We start from the raw sequence: 16,834 nt of genomic DNA, 5'->3' as shown, positions 1-16,834 counted from the left end.
ACGGGTCCGTCGTGACCCTGTCCGCCGCATACTATCCCCGCGAGGTGACGCATGCACGGTAGTGGTCTGGAGTTGGCGCTGGTGTTCCTGCTGGCCGCGGTGATCGCGGTGCCGGTGTTCAAGCGGTTCGGGTTGGGGGCGGTGCTGGCCTATCTGGTGGCCGGGGTGGTGCTGGGGCCGGACGGGCTGGCGCTGGTGCGCGATGCCGACCGCATCCTCAACGCCGCGGAGATCGGCGTGGTGATGATGCTGTTCGTCATTGGCCTGGAACTGTCGCCTTCGCGCCTGCGGGTGATGCGCAAACCGGTGTTCGGCGCCGGCGGCCTGCAGGTGCTGCTGAGCGCGCTGGTACTGGGCGGCGTCGCGCTGCTGTTCGAACATCATTGGAAGACCGCGCTGGTGGTCGGCCTGGGCCTGGCGCTGTCGTCCACCGCCGTCAGCCTGCAGTTGCTGTCCGAACACAAGGAACTGACCAGCGAGCACGGCCGTCTCGGTTTCGCGATCCTGCTGTTCCAGGACCTGGTGGCGATCCCCCTGCTTGCCGCCATCCCGTTGCTCGGCGGTGCGAAGAACGAAACGCTGACATGGACGATGGTGTTCCACGCCGTCGGTGCCATCGCGATCGTCATCCTCGGCGGCCGCCTGGTGCTGCGGCAGCTGTTCCGCATCGTCGCGCGCACGCGCATGCCCGAGGTGTTCACCGCCACGGCGCTGCTGGTGGTGCTGGGCATCGCCTGGTTCATGCAGCTGGCCGGCCTGAGCGCGGGCCTGGGCGCGTTCCTGGCCGGCGTGCTGCTGTCCGACTCGGAGTTCCGCCACGAGCTGGAATCGCAGATCGATCCGTTCAAGGGATTGCTGCTGGGGCTGTTCTTCATCGCGGTCGGCATGGACATCGACCTGGATGCGGTGGCCGAGCAGCCGGAACTGATCGCCTCGGGCGTGCTGATCCTGCTGACGGTGAAGTTCGCCCTGCTGTTCGGCGTCGGCCGCTGGCCGGGCCGGCTCGATCCGCGCGGCGCGCTGATGCTGGCCGGCACGTTGTGGTTGGGCGGCGAATTCGCCTTCGTGGTGTTCAGCGAGGCCGCGCGCGTGAAGCTGATGGACGTGGCGCTGCGCAACCAGTTGAGTGCGATCGTGGGCCTGTCGATGGCGCTGACCCCCTTGCTGTTGCTGGGCCTGCACCGTCTGCTTGCCGACGTGAAACGGCCGACGGCCGCGCCGCGCTCGTTCGACGAGATCCCGGACGAGCAGCCGCAGGTGCTGATCGCGGGCATGGGCCGCTTCGGCCAGATCGTTGCCCGCTTGCTGACCGCGCAGCGCATCCCGTTCGTCGCGCTGGAGCACAGCCCCGAGACGGTGGACACCCTGCGGCGGTTCGGCAACATCCGGCTCTACTACGGCGATCCGACCCGGCCGGACCTGCTGAGGTCCGCGGGCGCCCAGCACGTGAAGGTGTTCGTGATAGCCATGGACGACCCGGACACGAACATCAAGGCGACCCGCTTGATCCGCCGCATGTTCCCAGACGCGCGCGTGCTGGCGCGTGCGCGCAACCGGCAGCATGCGTGGCGGCTGATGGACCTGAGTGCGGAGGCCTATCGCGAAACGCTGGGGTCGAGCCTGGAGATGGCGCAGCAGGTGCTGGTGGAACTCGGCATGCCGCCGGAAACCGCCGCCGAACACGCGCGGCGGTTCCGCCAGCACGACGAGAAGCTGCTGCGGGCGCAGTACCTGGTGTACGACGACGACGGCGCGGTGATCCAGACCGCGCGCGATGCGGTCAGCGACCTGGAGAAACTGTTCGAGGCCGATGCGACCGGCCAGGACGCGCCGGCGAAGTGAGCGCGCGCGTCAGCCGCGGTCGCGGAGGAAGCGGGCCATCGATGCGCCGGCGCCCGGCGTGGCGGGAACGAATTCCGCCGCCACGTCGATGAAGCCGCGCATCACCGCGATCTCGCGCGGCGTCCGGTTCAGCGTGTCCCGCAGCTCCGGATCTGCGCCTGCCCGCAACAGGCGGCTGACGACGCGCAACAGGCCGTGCAGCGACGCCAGGTGCAGCGGACCGAAACCGCGCGGATCCTGCGCGTCCAGCGAGACGCCTTCGTCCAGCAGGCGTTCCAGGCCCGCCAGCACCACCTCTTCGTCGCACGCGGTCCCCGGTTCGGCGCGCGCGCCCAGCAACAGCAGCAGCGGCGTCACCGCGCCTGCCGCCATCGCTTCGGATTCCGCACCGGACAACAGCAGCGTATCCAGCAGCGCCAGCAACCGCGGCTTCTCGCGGGCGGTGAATCCGTAGAGCGCGGCGCAGTGCAGCGGCGTGAGGCCCTGCGCATCGCCGGCCTGCACGTTGGCGCCGGCGGTGATCAGGCGGGCGGCGATCTCCGGCAGGCCGAGCGCCGCGGCCAGCATCAGCACGGTCACGCCACCGGGCAGGCGGTATTCGATGTCGGCGCCGGCCGCGAGCAGCGCGCCGACGATCTCGACCTGGCGCATGCTCACCGCAGCCGACAGCGGCGTGGCGCCGGTATGGGCGGCACGCTGCGCGTCGGCGCCGCGCGCGAGCAGCAGCTCGACGACGGCCGTGAAGCCGCCCCCCGCGGCGCGCAGCAGCGCCGTGCAGCCTTGCGCATCGGGCGAATCGACATCGAAGCCGAGATCCAGCAGGCGTCGCACGGCATCGCGATCACCGGCCATCGCCGCCGCCGGCAGGTCGGCGGGACGCAGCGCGCGGCGCGGCAGCGGCCAGATGCGCCAGTCGAGCCAGTCGGCCAGGTCGCGACGCCCGCACGCCAGGGCGACGCCCAGCGGGGTCTGGCCATCGGCTGCACGCGCATCCGGCGAGGCCCCCTTCGCGACCAGGTGCTTGAGCGCCGTCTCGCGGCCCAGCACGGCGGCCAGATGCAGCGCCGTCATGCCGTGGCTGTCGCGCGCTTCGCGGTCCACGCCGATGTCGAGCAGGCGGTCGAGCACGCGCTGCCACCCCAGGCGCACCGCCAGGGACAACGCCGGATCGCCCTGCCCCGACGGCGCGAACGGATCGGCGCCCCGTTCCAGCAGGTCCAGGGCACAGGATTCGAGTGCGCGCGCCGCCTGGTCGTCCGCCGCGCAGGCCGCCATGAAACGCGCAAGACCGCCGGCGCCGGAAGGCGATACCCCGCGTGCCAGCAGGGTGGTCAGCGCAGGCTGGCCAGCGACGCCCTGTGCCAGCAAGGCGAAGACCAGACTGTCGCCACGTTCATTGCGGGTGTCGGGGTCGGCGCCGTGGCGCAGCAGCCACGCCAGGCGCGCGGGCCGCTGCATGTCGGCGTCGTGCAGCAGTGCACCCAGTTCGTCGCGGGAGCACAGCCGCGCCAGCGCATCCAGACCATCGAACTGCCCGCTCGCCAAGCCGTCGCGCAGCAGCGCCGAGGGGGCACGGTCGGGCGGCGTTTCGTCGTCGGCCGCAGCGACGGCGGTGGGCAACGCGTAACCGGGATCGAGGGCCGACACCAGCGCCCAGCGTCCGGCTTCGGCCGCGGCATCGACCGCGCGCCGGCCTTCCGCATCGGCAGCGGCAGGATCGACGCCCCACTCCAGCAAGCGCCTCACCAGCGCGGGCGATGCATGGTCCGCGGTGCACGCCAGCATCAGGGCGTTGCGATGCCCGGCGTCGACGGCGGCGCGATCGGCGCCCGCGTCGGCCAGCTTTTCCAGCATGGCCAGATGCCCGCCGCAGGCGGCTTCCAGCCACGGCGTGCGCTGCTGGCTGTCGCGCGCATGCACGTCGGCACCCGCCGCCAGCAAGGTTGCGGCGATCTCGGCGTGGCCGGCGAAGGCAGCTTCGTGCAGGGCGCTACGGCGCTGCGCGTCGCGCGCGTCGACCTTGGCCTTGTGCTTGAGCAGCAACTGGACGCCCGCCGGGTCGTCCTCTTCGGTGGACGCAGCGGCCAGCAGCACCGGCTGCCCGCCCTGCGGGTCGGGGCGCGCACCGCGTTCGAGCAGGAACTTCGCCAGCCGCCAGTTGCCGGCCACGCAGGCGACGCCGAGCGGCGTCAGTCCATCGTGGTTCAGTGCATCCAGTTCCGCCGCCGCGTCGCGCAGCAGTGCCACCACGCCGGGGTCGGAACTGCGGGCAGCGTGGTGCAGCGGCGTGTTGCCATCGCCGTCGGCAATGCGCGGGTCGGCACCGTTGGCCAGCAGGGTCGTGACAGCATCGGGGCGGCCATGCCAGCTGTCGCGCGTCGCCGCCAGCAGCGGAGTGACGCCGGCATGCGCGTGGTTGAGGTCGACCCCGTGGGCGATCAGCGTGCGCAGCAGCCGGAGGTCGGGCAGTACCGCAGCGAGGGCGCCGAGGCTGCGCTGGTCGCGCGCGCCTTCTGCCGGCAGCGCATGCGGGTCAGCGCCGGCGTCGATCAATTCCAGCGCGCGCTCGACTCGGCCGGTCCGCGCGGCGTCGAACAGCGCCTGCTCCAGGTCGGTCACCGGTCCGGCGGACAGCGGAACCTCCGCGAAGGCCTCGACGTCGACATCGCCGTCGGGCATCTCCACCACCGGCAGGACGCCTGCCCCCTGCAGCCGTTGCACGCCCAGGTGCAGGAGCGGCAGGGACACGGCGTAGACGATGGCCGCCACCACGCGCGCCGCATCGGGCACCAGGCCGGGCCACGCCAGGCACAACCCGCCGCCGACGGCGAGCGCCAGCAGCGTCGCCACGGCGAGCCCACGCCAGGCATGGAAGTCGCGCTCGACCAGCCCGCGCCAGTGGGCCGACAGAGCACCGCCGTCGCGCTCCAGCCCGTGCCACAGTGGCCACGTGCGCCAGAGTCCCACGATCACCGCGCCGACCACCGCACTGACGCCCAGCGCCGCCGGCAGGCTGCCGCTGTCGTGCAGCGAGGCCAGCGGCCAGGCCAGCAACGCGGCGCTGGCGGCGAACGCGATGCCCCAGGCCAGCAGCAGCGCGGGCAGGTCTTCCCGCCAGGCACGGGCCGGTGCCAGCACGCGCGTGCCGCGCAGCCACGACACGGCCAGGGCGATCGCCGGTTGTGCGAGGCAGGCCGCGATGGCCGCCACCACGCCACCGGTCCATCCCCCTAACGCCGCCAGCAGCACGCCCGCCAGCAGGGCAGCGACGGCGACGGGACGGGTCTGCAGGCGCGACTCAGGCATCGGCACGGACGCGCGGATCGGACGGCGGCGGAAACTGCACATGGAATCCGCGCGCTGCCAGGTTCTCGCGGACGACGGCGGCATCCTCGCGCGCCAGTTTCCGGTCCGGGGTCAGGGCCACTTCGAGCACGAACGACAGATCGCCCAACTGAGTGCGCAGCGGTTCCGGCACGAGGGTGAATCCATCGCGCGTGGCCAGGTAGACGAACGTGTCGGCCTTGCGCTGGCTCTTGTAGACGTAGGCTTGCATGCGCGCGTGTCGCGCCCCGCGTATGGACAAGCGGAGATTGTGCGGGAAATGCGGTAGGCGCGAAACCCGCGCGCGTTGACGCCCGCGCATGACCATCGGCGGCCGGAACCGCACGACGGGGCTGGTAATCTTGCGCCCTTCACCTCGCACTAACGGATGCCCGATGCGCCCCGTACTGCTCGCCCTGCTGCTGCCGCTCGCCCTCGCGCCGTCCGCACGCGCACAGACCACCGCACCCTTCACGCTGGAACAGGCGATGGCGGAGCCGGACTGGATCGGCCCGCCGGTCGAGCGCGCCTGGTGGTCGTGGGACGGCAAGCAGGTCCAGTACGACCTCAAGCGCGACAGCAGCCTCGTGCGCGATACCTTCGAACAAGCGCTCGATGGCGGCGCCGCGCATCGCGTCGGCGATGACCGGCGCGCCGGTCTGGATGCCGCCAGCCCGGTGTACGACGTCCATCGCCAGCGCATGCTGCTGTCGCGCAACGGCGACCTGTTCGTGCGCGACCTGCGCAGCGGTGCATTGACCCAGGTCACCCGCACCAACGACGCCGAGCAGCAGGCACGTTTTGCCCACGACGGCGCGGTGATCTGGCGGGCGGGCTCCACCTGGTACCGCTGGACGGCCGGCGCCGGCACCACGACCTTCGCCGAACTCAAGGCCGAGCGCGATCCGCTGGCGCCGCCGAAGGCCGACGCCCTGCGCGCGCAGCAGCTGCGCACCCTCCGCACGCTGGCCGACGACCGTGCCCAGCGCGAAGACGCGCAGAAGCAGGCGGAGGCGTGGCGCAAGGCCGACCCGACCCGCGCGCCCGCACCGGTGTACCTCGGCAACGACGTGGAGATCGAAGCGAGCTCGCTGTCGCCGAATGGCCGCTGGCTACTGGTGGTGACCCGCAAGAAGGGGGCCGACCCGGGACAGGCCGGCAAGATGCCCAAGTACGTGACCGAATCCGGCTACGAGGAGTTCCAGGACGTGCGCACCCGCGTGGGACGCAACGCGCCCCTGCCGCATGCGCTGTGGCGCGTGGACCTGGCCGACGGCAGCGTGAAGCCGCTCGCGTTCGATCCGCTGCCCGGCATCGACAGGGATCCGCTCGCCGCGCTGCGCAAGAAGGCCGGCCAGGAGCCGCTGAAGGGCAACCGCGACGTGCGCGTGGAGAACGACAGCGACGGCGGCGCCATTGCCTGGACGAACGATGGCACCCAGGCCGCCGTGCAGATCCATGCGGTCGACAACAAGGACCGCTGGATCGCCACCGTCGACCTGGCGGGTGCCCGCCTGCTGCCACGCCATCGCCTGAGCGACGAGGCCTGGATCAACTGGGGCTTCAACCAGTTCGGCTGGCTGCCGGACAACCGCACGCTGTGGCTGCTGTCGGAAGAGTCCGGCTACTCGCACCTCTACACGGCGACGGGTTCCGAAAAGTTCCGCGCACGCACGTCGGGCAGGTGGGAGGTCTCCGAGCCGGAAATCGCACCGGACGGCAACGGCTTCCTGTTCCTGTGCAACCGCGCCTGGCCGGGCGACTACGAAGTCTGCAAGCTCGACCTCGCCAGCAACCAGGTGCGCGAGGTGACCGCGCTCGATGGAGTGGAGAGCTTCAGCGCGTCGCCGGACGGGCGCCGGCTGCTGGTCCGCCACTCGCGCAGCTATACGCCGGCGCAACTGTCCGTGGTCGGCATCGACGGCGGCCAGGCGAAGCCGCTCACCGACACCCGCACGTTCGCCTTCAAGGCCCGTACGTGGATCGAGCCGGAATACGTGCAGGTCCCGTCGAAGCATGGCGCCGGCGTGGTATGGGGCAAATACTACGGCCCGAAGACCATGGAGCCGGGCAAGCGCTATCCCATAGTGATGTTCGTGCACGGCGCGGGCTACCTGCAGAACGTCACCGCCCGCTATCCGAACTATTTCCGCGAGCAGATGTTCCATCACCTGCTGGTGGAGCGCGGCTACATCGTGCTCGACCTGGACTACCGGGCCAGCGAGGGCTACGGCCGCGACTGGCGCACCGCGATCTACCGCAACATGGGCCATCCCGAACTCGAGGATTACCTCGACGGCCTCGACTGGCTGGTCGCGCAGAAGCAGGGCGACCGTGATCGCGCCGGCATCTACGGCGGCAGCTACGGCGGCTTCATGACGTTCATGGCGCTGTTCCGCGAACCCGGTACCTTCAAGGCCGGCGCCGCGCTGCGCCCGGTGGTCGACTGGACGCAGTACAACCACGAGTACACCAGCAACATCCTCAACACGCCAGAGCTGGATCCGGAGGCGTATCGCACCTCGTCGCCGATCGAGTATGCCGACGGCCTGCAGGACCACCTGCTGATCGCTCACGGCATGATCGACGACAACGTGTTTTTCAAGGATTCGGTGGTGCTGACGCAGAAGCTGATCGAACTGCGCAAGGACAACTGGGAACTGGCGGCCTATCCGCTGGAACGCCACGGATTCACGCGATCCGATTCGTGGCTGGACGAGTACAAGCGCGTACTCAAACTGTTCGAACAGACGCTCAAATAGCGATGCGACCTGACCCGGCCCACGCGACAGGCTCGCCCTTCGTCACTGTCACGGCGAAGGTATCGATCGTCATCGGCATCGCCGCCACCCTGTACGCCGTGGCGCAACTGATCGCGGCGCTGGTCCTGCTGGGGCCGGTGGATACGGAGGCGGTGCGCGGCTTCCTGGCGACGCGATCGGTCCCCGCCGCCGCGGTGTGGATACTCACCCACCTCACCGCGATCGCCGCCGGATTCCTGGCGGCCTCAGCGGCTTTCCTGGCCGTGTCCTTCGGCTTGCTTCGCCGCCGCGCATGGGGCTGGTGGGGCTTCGTGGCCTTCATGGTGGCCGGTGCCGCACTCAATTTCGCCGGCATTGCCGCCCTCGAGGCCGTGTTCGCCTGGGTGCAGGCGTTGCCGCCGCAGCCGGAGATGGAACGGATGCGGGCCGAACTCGCCGCGCTGCGCGTGGTCTCGCTGGCCACGCTGTGGGTCAGTGCCGTCGTGTTCGCGGCCCTGCATGGCCTGCTCGTCTGGCAGCTGTGCAGGCCCGATGTGCGCGCGGAATTCGGGATGCTGCGACCACCCCGGTAGAATGCGGGCCATGAACGATCTTTCGCCTGTCCGCGATTACCTGACCGACTTGCAGGACCGTATCTGCGCCGCCATCGAAGCGGCCGATGGCCAAGCGCGATTCCACGAAGACGCATGGTCGCGGCCACCCGGCGACGCATCGCCCATCCGCGGCGGTGGCCGCACGCGAATCCTGCGCGACGGCGCCGTGTTCGAGCAGGCCGGCATCGGATTCTCCGATGTGTCGGGCGACCGGCTGCCTCCGTCGGCGTCGGCACATCGCCCTGAACTCGCAGGCGCGTCCTGGCGCGCAGTGGGCGTGTCGCTGGTCTTCCATCCGCGCAACCCGCACGTGCCGACCACGCACGCCAACGTGCGCCACTTCCGCGCCGAGCGCGATGGCGAAACGGTAGCGTGGTGGTTCGGCGGCGGCTTCGACCTCACCCCCTTCTATCCAGTCGACGAAGACGTGCGCCACTGGCACCGGACCGCTCGCGAGCTGTGCGAACCGTTCGGCGGGCAGGCCCGCTACGACGCGCACAAGCGCTGGTGCGACGAGTACTTCTTCCTCAAGCACCGCAACGAGACGCGCGGCGTGGGCGGGTTGTTCTTCGACGACCTGGGCGAGGATCAGGAGCGCGACTTCGGTTACCTGCGCGCGGTGGGCGACGGTTTCCTCGATGCCTACCTGCCGATCGTCGCCTCGCGCAAGGACGTCCCCTACGGCGAACGCGAGCGAGCCTTCCAGCTGTACCGGCGCGGCCGCTACGTCGAATTCAACCTGGTCTACGACCGAGGCACGCTGTTCGGCCTGCAGAGCGGCGGGCGGGCCGAATCGATCCTCATGAGCCTGCCGCCGCTGGTACGTTGGGAATATGGCTACACGCCCGAGGACGGTAGCGATGAGCAGCGGCTGCTCGACTACCTGCGCCCGCGCGACTGGCTGAACGAACTCGCCTGAGCTTGTTCTTGTGGGAGCGACGTAAGTCGCGAAGGTTTGCCGGGATCGCGATCGCGACTTACGTCGCTCCCGCACCGGGGATCTCCGGCTGCCGGCCCACCACCGTGATATGCCCGTTGTTCTCCAGCACCGCCAAGCGGATGTCGGCCATGTCCAGGCAACCCGCTTCGCGCATCGCTTTCTCGAAATCCTCCCGGCTTATGAGCTCGCGGCGCAGGACGTTCCGATAGACCTGTCCGTCGCGTGCGAGCAGCACCGGCGATCCTTCGACCCAGCGCTCCACCTTCGCCGATCGCGCGGAGGCCAGGCCCACGATCCAGTTCAGCGCGATCAACGTGGCGGCCAGCAGCAGGCCGCCGCCCACCGATGTGTCATCGCCAAGCAGCGCGTTCTGGACGGCATTGCCGAGCAGCACCACCAGCAGCATGTCGAAGGGCGTGAACTGGCCCATCGTGCGCTTGCCGGTCATGCGGATCATCGACAGCAGGATGAAGTACACGACGCATGCCCGCAGCACGAAGGCCCACCAGGGCATAGCCATGTGGAACATCTCGGCGAACGTCGCGCTCATGCATCACCCGGTGGCGGAAGGTTGCGCGCACGGTAGCGCACGCGGGCGCAGCGGACGACGGGCAATAAAAAGCCCCGCAGACCAGGGGGGGGTCGGCGGGGCCAGGGGAGCGGGACCTGGGGAGGGGTCGTCGCTCCGGGGGAGATCGCTCCAGGGGAAGGGAGAGATCAGTGACAGACGTTGCATCTGTCACGGGGCTATATGACCACTCCGGACATGGATGGTTCGTGAAGATTCCGGTTAAAAAACCGTAAGATTCAGGAGTAATTCATTTTATTGAACTGGTCGGTATACAAATATACCTGACAGGGTTTTCCTGAACTTTCCGCAAGTGCATGTTCCGGAAGGGAAAGCGTTTCCAGGCCGGGCTAATGCGCCTCTTCCCAGTTGTCGCCGACGCCGCTGTCGACGACCAGCGGAACGCTCAGTTGCGCGGCCGCCGCCATGCGAGCCGTCGCTTCCTGCAGCAGCTCGGGGACAAAACCGGCATCGGCTTCGAACACCAGTTCGTCGTGCACCTGCAGGATCATGAGCGCCTGTCCGCGGTGATCCGCCAGCCATGCGTCGACGCCGATCATCGCGCGCTTGATGATGTCCGCCGCCGTGCCCTGCATCGGCGCGTTGATCGCCGCGCGCTCGGCGCCGGCGCGCTGCCCCTGCGTTCCCTTGTTGATGTATTCCAGGTACAGGCGGCGACCGAAGACCGTCTCGACGTAGCCGAGCTCGCGCGCCTGCTGCCGCGTGCGCTCCATGTAGTCGCGTACGCCCGGATACCGGCTGAAGTACAGCGCGATGTAGTCCTGCGCCTCGCCGCGGCCGATGCCCAGCTGCCGCGCCAGGCCGAACGCGCTCATGCCGTACATCAGGCCGAAGTTGATCGCCTTCGCGGCGCGGCGCTCGTTGCCGGTCACGTCCTCGAGCTTGCGGCCGAACACTTCCGCCGCCGTCGCCTTGTGGATGTCGGCGCCGGACTCGAAGGCGCGCACCAGTCCCGGGTCCTGCGACAGGTGGGCCATGATGCGCAACTCGATCTGCGAGTAGTCGCAGGCGACCAGCTTGCGCCCCGGCGGCGCCACGAAGGCCTTGCGGATGCGCCGGCCATCCTCGGTGCGGATCGGGATGTTCTGCAGGTTCGGATCGGTGGACGACAGCCGCCCCGTCGCGGCACCGGCCTGGTGGTAGCTGGTGTGCACGCGACCGGTGTCGGGATTCACCATCTCCGGCAGTTTGTCGGTATAGGTGCTGCGCAGCTTCGCCAGGCCGCGGTACTCCAGGATCACGCGCGGCAGTTCGTGCTGGTCGGCGATGGCTTCGAGCGCTTCTTCGTTGGTACTGGGCTGGCCGGTCGGCGTCTTCACCAGTACGGGCAGCTTCAGTTCGTCGAACAGCAGCGCCTGCAGTTGCTTCGGCGAATCGAGATTGAACGTGCGGCCGGCAAGCTCGGTCGCCTTCTGCTGTGCAGCCAGCATGCGCTTGGAGAGGTCGCCGCTCTGCCGGCGCAGTTCGTCGGCGTCGATCATCACGCCGTTGGCCTCGATGCGCGCCAACACGGGCACCAGCGGCATTTCGATGTCGCGGTACACGCGTTCCAGCCCGGGCTCGGCCATCAGTCTCGGCGCGATCGCGTGATGCAGCCGCAGGGTGATGTCGGCGTCCTCGGCGGCATAGCGGGTCGCGTCATCGACCGCCACCTGGGAGAACGGAATCTGCTTGGCGCCCTTGCCGGCCACGTCTTCGTACTTGATCGTGTCGTAGCCGAGGAAGCGCTTGGCCAGGCTGTCCATGTCGTGGCGGTTGCTGCCCGAGTTCAGCACGAAGCTCTCAAGCATCGTGTCGTCGGCGTAGCCCTGCACCTCCACGCCGTGGCGGCGAAGCACGTGCAGGTCGTATTTCCCGTGCTGGCCCAGCTTGCGCTTGCCGGGATCGGCCAACACCGGCCGCAGCGCCGCCAGCACGCCCGCACGGTCGAGCTGCGGCGGCGCACCGGGATAGTCGTGGCCGACGGGCACGTAGACAGCCTTGCCCGGCTCGGTGGCGAAACTCAGCCCCACCAGGGTGGCACGCATCGGGTCGAGACTGTTGGTCTCGGTATCGAACGCGAACGCGTCGGCCCGCTGCAGCTCGGCCACCAGCGCATCGAGCTGCGCCGGCTCGGTGACGGCGGCATAGTCGCCGGCCATGCCCAGCGCGGGATCGAGGGGTGTTTCGTCGACGGCGGCAGCCGCCACGCGACCGGTGCCGCGCGCGCGGCCCGGTTCCTTCTCGGCGACGGAGGCCGCATCAAGGGCGCCGCCTTCCAGCTCCTTGAGGGCCTGGTTGAAACCGTAACGTGCGTACAGCTCGCGGAGTTCGTCGACGTGGCGGTCGCGCAGCGGCAGCGTGTCCGGGCCGCCTTCCAGCGCCACGTCGGTCTTGATGGTCACCAGGGTGCGGTTCAACGGCAGGCGCGACAGCGCGGCGCGCAGGTTGTCGCCGATCTTGCCCTTGATCTCGCCGGACCGCTCGATGAGCGCGTCCAGCGTACCGTACTCGCCCAACCACTTCGCCGCCGTCTTGGGCCCGCACTTCTCGACACCGGGCACGTTGTCGATGGCGTCGCCCATCAGCGCCAGGAAGTCGACGATCTGCTCCGGCCGCACACCGAACTTCTCCACCACGGCATCCACGGAATCCAGGCGGCTGCCGCTCATCGTGTTGACCAGCGCCACGCCCGGACGGACCAGCTGCGCGAAATCCTTGTCGCTGGTGGAGATGGTGACCTCCATGCCCTGCGCCGCACCCTGCAGCGCCAGCGTGCCGATCACGTCATCCGCCTCCACGCCGTCGACGCGCAGCAAGGGGAAGCCCAGCGCCTGGACGATGCGGATCATCGGTTCGACCTGCGCGCGCAACTCTTCCGGCATGGGCGGGCGATTGGCCTTGTAGTCGGGATAGAGTTCGTCGCGGAACGTCGGGCCGCTGGCGTCGAGCACGAAGGCCACGTAGTCCGGTTTTTCCTTCAGCGTGGCGCGCAGCATGTTCACCACGCCGAACAGCGCGCCGGTAGGCTCACCCTGTGCGTTGGTCAGCGGAGGCAGCGCATGGAACGCGCGGAACAGGTAGCTGGAGCCGTCGATCAGTACGAGTCGTGTCATGCCGGCATTCTACGCCCCGCCCTTGCGCGCGGCGTCACGCGCCCACCCTCGCATTGGGCGCATAATCGGGACGTCATTCCCCCGACCGGACGCCACCATGAACCGCATGACGAGCCTCGCCCTGCCGTTGTCCTGCCTGCTGGCCATGGCCGGTTGCGCCTCGACAGGCGGCGGCAACCCGTCCGACATCGACCTGGCCAACGCGCAGGTGGCGGTGCGCACGGAAAAGAACGGCGACACCATCGAGGAATACCGCGTGGCGGGCAACCTGCGCATGGTCAAGGTCACGCCATCGCGTGGCGCGCCCTATTACCTGTACGACTCCGACGGCGACGGCCGCCTGGACAAGAGCAAGGACAACAGCGACATCTCGCCGGTGTACTGGAAGCTCTACGGCTGGTGAGCCGCCGCGTTCAGCGGATGACGAGCACCGGCACGCCGCAGCGGGCCAGCACCTCGCTGGTCTGGCTGCCCAGCAGCAGGCGGCCCAGCGCGCGGCGCCCATGCGAAGCCATGACGATCAGGTCGCAGCCTTCGCGTTCGGCGGTGTCCACGATGGCCTCGGCCGCATAGCGGTCGGCCACGTGCAGCAGGTGCGGGTCGACGCCGGCCGCCTGCGCCTGCGCGGTGACGCCATCGAGGACCTTGCGGGCGGCCTCCTCGCGCGCTTTCTGGAAGTCCGGCAGCGAAGTCGCCACCGCGCTCCAGCCCAGCGCATCATCGAAGCCGGTGCTGATGGGTTCGCTCACCGTGAGGACCGTCGCCCTGGCCTGCAGCTGCAAGGCCAGGGCAAGGCCATGCTGCACGCCCTTGCCTGCCAGCTCGGAACCGTCGGTCGCGATCAGGATATGCCGGTACATGGCCGCACCTCGAGGTGATGGAGTGCGGCCATTAGAAGCCCTGCCGGCGCCACGCGCCGTGATCTGGATCAATCGCCTAGACCGCCTGCAGGTTGGCGTAGGCGAGCACCAGCACCTTGGGACCGACCTCGGCGAAGTTCACGTGTACCAGCGTATGCGCCCCGCTGCCCTCGTAATCGGTAACCACGCCCTGACCGAACTTGGCGTGCGTCACCATCTGCCCGAGCTTCATGGAAGGCGACTCGATGGACGCGTGGCCGGCCACCGGCCGTGAAGCAAAACCCGGGGCGGCACGGCTGACCTGCACGCGCGGGCGGACTTCGTTCAACAGGCTCGCGGGGATTTCGCGCAGGAAACGCGACGGGATGCCGTACATGTCCTGCCCGTGCAGGCGACGCGCTTCGGCATAGCTCAGCACCAGCTTCTGGCGTGCGCGGGTGATGCCCACGTAGGCAAGCCGCCGCTCTTCTTCCAGCCGCCCGCTTTCGTCCAGCGAACGGTTGCTGGGGAACAGGCCCTCTTCCAGCCCTGCCAGGAACACCAGCGGGAACTCCAGGCCCTTGGCCGAGTGCAGCGTCATCAACTGCACGCCGTCCTCACCGGCGTCCACCTGGCCCTCGCCGGCCTCCAGCGCGGCATAGGACAGGAAGGCGACCAGTTCGCTCATGCCCTCCTGCACGTCTTCCTCGACGGCGACGTCCTCGCGGCGCACGAAGCGGGAGGCGACCGACACCAGTTCGTCGAGGTTCTCGGTACGCGATTCGGAATCGAGGCCGCCGCGGCTTTCGCGTGCCCAGTGCTCGCGCAGGCCGGAGCGCGCAAGCACGTGGTCGACGCGCTCGGCCAGCGTCATCTCGGCGGTTTCCTCGGCCAGCTGGTCGACCAGCGACGCGAACGCCGCCAGCGCGTTGCGTGCGCGGCCGGCGAGGTCGCTGCCCTGGGCCGCGAGCACCGCCGCGCCCCACAGCGACACGCGGGCGCCGCGTGCCAGACGGCGAACCTCGTCCAGCGTGCGCTCGCCGATGCCGCGCGTCGGCGTATTCACCACGCGCTCGAACGCCGCGTCGTCGGCACGGTTGGCCATCAGGCGCAGGTAGGCGAGCGCGTCCTTGATTTCGGCGCGCTCGAAGAAGCGCATGCCGCCATATACGCGATACGGCACCTGTTCGGACAGCAGCGCTTCTTCGAAGGCACGCGATTGCGCATTGCTGCGATAGAGGATGGCGGCATCGCCGAGGCTGCCGCCGTCGCGCACCCATTGGCGGATGCGCTCGACCACGAAGCGGGCTTCGTCCATCTCGTTGTAGGCGGCGTACAGGTCGATCGGCTCGCCGTCGCCGGTGTCGGTCCACAACTGCTTGCCGATGCGGCCCGGATTGTGCGCAATCACCGCATTGGCGGCGCCCAGGATGTTCGCGCTGGAGCGGTAGTTCTGTTCCAGCCGGATGGTCCGGGCAGAAGGATAGTCGCGCAGGAACTGCTGCATGTTCTCGACTTTCGCGCCGCGCCACCCGTAGATGCTCTGGTCATCGTCGCCGACCACGAACACGTGCCCCGTATCGCCGGCGAGCACGCGGACGAACGCATACTGGATGGCGTTGGTGTCCTGGAATTCGTCCACCAGGATCTGCCGGAAGCGCGTGCGGTAATGCGCCAGCAATGCCGGCGTATCGCGCAGCAGCTCGTGCGCACGCAGCAGCAGTTCGGCGAAGTCGACCAGGCCGGCGCGGTCGCAGCGTTCCTGGTAGCCGGCATAGACCTGCCGGCGCACATCCAGCCAGTCGTCGTTCGGCGCCGGCTGGATGTGTTCTGGCCGGCGGCCTTCGTCCTTCTGCTCGTTGATCCACCAGGTGATCTGCTTGGGCGGATACTTGCCTTCGTCCAGCTCCATCGCCTGGACGACCCGCTTGACCAGGCGCTGCTGATCGTCGCTGTCCAGTACCTGGAAGGTCTCCGGCAGCTTCGCTTCCTGCCAGTGCAACCGCAGCAGGCGATGCGCGAGACCGTGGAAGGTGCCGATCCACATGCCCCGGCTGCCATTGCGCAGCTGCACGTCGGCGCGCGCGCGCATCTCCCCCGCAGCCTTGTTGGTGAAGGTGACCGCGAGGATCCCGTGCGTGGGCACGCCATGGACTTCATTGAGCCAGGCGATGCGGTGGGTCAGCACGCGGGTCTTGCCGGAGCCGGCGCCGGCCAGGACCAGGTAATGCCCGGGTTCGGCGGAAACGGCGTCGCGCTGGGCGGGATTCAGGTCTTCGAGCAGGTGGGAAACATCCATCCGCGCATTTTACGGCCTGCGGCGGCCCAAACCCTGAGACGAAGGCGTTCAGGCCAGTTCGGCGACCTGCATGGAGACCTGCTTGCGACCGTTGTCCAGCCACTGGCGACCGGCTTCGACGAAGCCGTGGCGCGCATGGAACAGACGCGAAGGCTCGTTCGGCGGCACCACGTTGAACTCGCAGGTGACGCGCGGGATGCCGCGTTCACGGGCGAAGGCGAACAGGTCGGCATAGAGCCGCGACCCCAGGCCGTGCCCCTGCGCGGCCGCATCCACCACGATGCGGTCGACGTAGAGGAAATCCGGATAGCGTCCGGCGAACCACCCGAAGTTGTCGTTGCGGTAATCCGCACCGGCACGCATTGCCAGCAGGAAGGCGACCACGCGGCCGTCGAGCGTCGCTACGCGGAGACAGTCGGACAGGGACGCCAGGTGGCGCAACCTGTCCACATCCATGGCGCTGGTGTGACGGACCTCGGCGACATTCAGCGCGACGATGGCGTCGTAGTCGGCCTCGGTCGCGTCGCGGATCAGGAGCCCGGCCACCAAGG

At 69.0% G+C, this 16,834-nt stretch carries 12 protein-coding genes; 5 read left to right on the top strand and 7 right to left on the bottom strand.

Annotated elements, in window-relative coordinates; translation table 11 throughout:
• The first annotated feature begins 51 nt into the window (after positions 1 to 51).
• A complete protein-coding gene (locus tag CYU89_RS03970; RefSeq protein ID WP_296278921.1) occupies positions 52 to 1,842 on the top strand; it encodes a monovalent cation:proton antiporter-2 (CPA2) family protein in 1,791 nt (596 codons plus the stop codon).
• Positions 1,843 to 1,851: 9 nt separating this feature from the next.
• Here CYU89_RS03970 and CYU89_RS03965 read toward each other — a convergent pair whose 3' ends face one another.
• The gene (locus CYU89_RS03965) at positions 1,852 to 5,148 is read right to left on the bottom strand and encodes an ankyrin repeat domain-containing protein (protein WP_296278920.1); all 3,297 of its coding nucleotides are present in this window, start codon (positions 5,146 to 5,148) and stop codon (positions 1,852 to 1,854) included.
• Positions 5,141 to 5,398, bottom strand: coding sequence for a YcgL domain-containing protein (locus CYU89_RS03960; RefSeq protein ID WP_296278919.1), 258 nt, complete (start codon positions 5,396 to 5,398; stop codon positions 5,141 to 5,143). Before CYU89_RS03960 ends, CYU89_RS03965 begins: the two co-directional genes overlap by 8 nt.
• A 163-nt stretch (positions 5,399 to 5,561) precedes the next feature.
• On the opposite strand from CYU89_RS03960, the gene CYU89_RS03955 reads away from it, so the two are divergent.
• From CYU89_RS03955 to hemF, 3 genes are read left to right on the top strand one after another with little or no spacing between them, the layout of a single operon-like run.
• Positions 5,562 to 7,928: a S9 family peptidase gene (locus tag CYU89_RS03955; protein ID WP_296278918.1), complete on the top strand. Its 2,367-nt coding sequence runs from the start codon at positions 5,562 to 5,564 to the stop codon at positions 7,926 to 7,928.
• Positions 7,929 to 7,930: 2 nt separating this feature from the next.
• A complete protein-coding gene (locus CYU89_RS03950; protein WP_296278917.1) occupies positions 7,931 to 8,500 on the top strand; it encodes a hypothetical protein in 570 nt (189 codons plus the stop codon).
• Positions 8,501 to 8,510: 10 nt separating this feature from the next.
• Positions 8,511 to 9,440: an oxygen-dependent coproporphyrinogen oxidase gene (gene hemF, locus CYU89_RS03945; protein WP_296278916.1), complete on the top strand. Its 930-nt coding sequence runs from the start codon at positions 8,511 to 8,513 to the stop codon at positions 9,438 to 9,440.
• Between the two features lie 58 nt (positions 9,441 to 9,498).
• Here the strand turns inward: hemF and CYU89_RS03940 are convergent, their stop codons facing one another.
• Entirely contained in the window at positions 9,499 to 10,011 is a 513-nt protein-coding gene (locus CYU89_RS03940; protein WP_296278915.1) for a YetF domain-containing protein, read from the bottom strand.
• Between the two features lie 368 nt (positions 10,012 to 10,379).
• Positions 10,380 to 13,145, bottom strand: a complete 2,766-nt coding sequence (polA, locus tag CYU89_RS03935; RefSeq protein ID WP_296278914.1) for a DNA polymerase I — start codon at positions 13,143 to 13,145, stop codon at positions 10,380 to 10,382.
• A 97-nt stretch (positions 13,146 to 13,242) separates the two neighbouring features.
• On the opposite strand from polA, the gene CYU89_RS03930 reads away from it, so the two are divergent.
• Positions 13,243 to 13,548, top strand: a complete 306-nt coding sequence (locus CYU89_RS03930) for a DUF2782 domain-containing protein (protein WP_296278913.1) — start codon at positions 13,243 to 13,245, stop codon at positions 13,546 to 13,548.
• Between the two features lie 10 nt (positions 13,549 to 13,558).
• Here the strand turns inward: CYU89_RS03930 and CYU89_RS03925 are convergent, their stop codons facing one another.
• The 3 genes from CYU89_RS03925 to CYU89_RS03915 form a co-directional block, all read right to left on the bottom strand.
• Positions 13,559 to 14,005 carry a universal stress protein gene (locus CYU89_RS03925; RefSeq protein ID WP_296278912.1) on the bottom strand — a complete coding sequence of 149 codons (447 nt, stop codon included), beginning with the start codon at positions 14,003 to 14,005 and terminating at the stop codon, positions 13,559 to 13,561.
• A gap of 76 nt (positions 14,006 to 14,081) precedes the next feature.
• Positions 14,082 to 16,283, bottom strand: a complete 2,202-nt coding sequence (uvrD, locus tag CYU89_RS03920; RefSeq protein WP_296278911.1) for a DNA helicase II — start codon at positions 16,281 to 16,283, stop codon at positions 14,082 to 14,084.
• A gap of 48 nt (positions 16,284 to 16,331) precedes the next feature.
• Positions 16,332 to 16,829 carry a GNAT family N-acetyltransferase gene (locus CYU89_RS03915; protein ID WP_296278910.1) on the bottom strand — a complete coding sequence of 166 codons (498 nt, stop codon included), beginning with the start codon at positions 16,827 to 16,829 and terminating at the stop codon, positions 16,332 to 16,334.
• Between the last annotated feature and the right edge of the window lie 5 nt (positions 16,830 to 16,834).

It is taken from the genome of Pseudoxanthomonas sp. (assembly GCF_002863005.1).
In the GTDB taxonomy this organism is placed as follows: Bacteria; Pseudomonadota; Gammaproteobacteria; order Xanthomonadales; family Xanthomonadaceae; genus Pseudoxanthomonas_A.
Note: the sequence above shows the minus strand (reverse complement) of the source record. Positions and strands in the feature narration are given on the sequence as shown.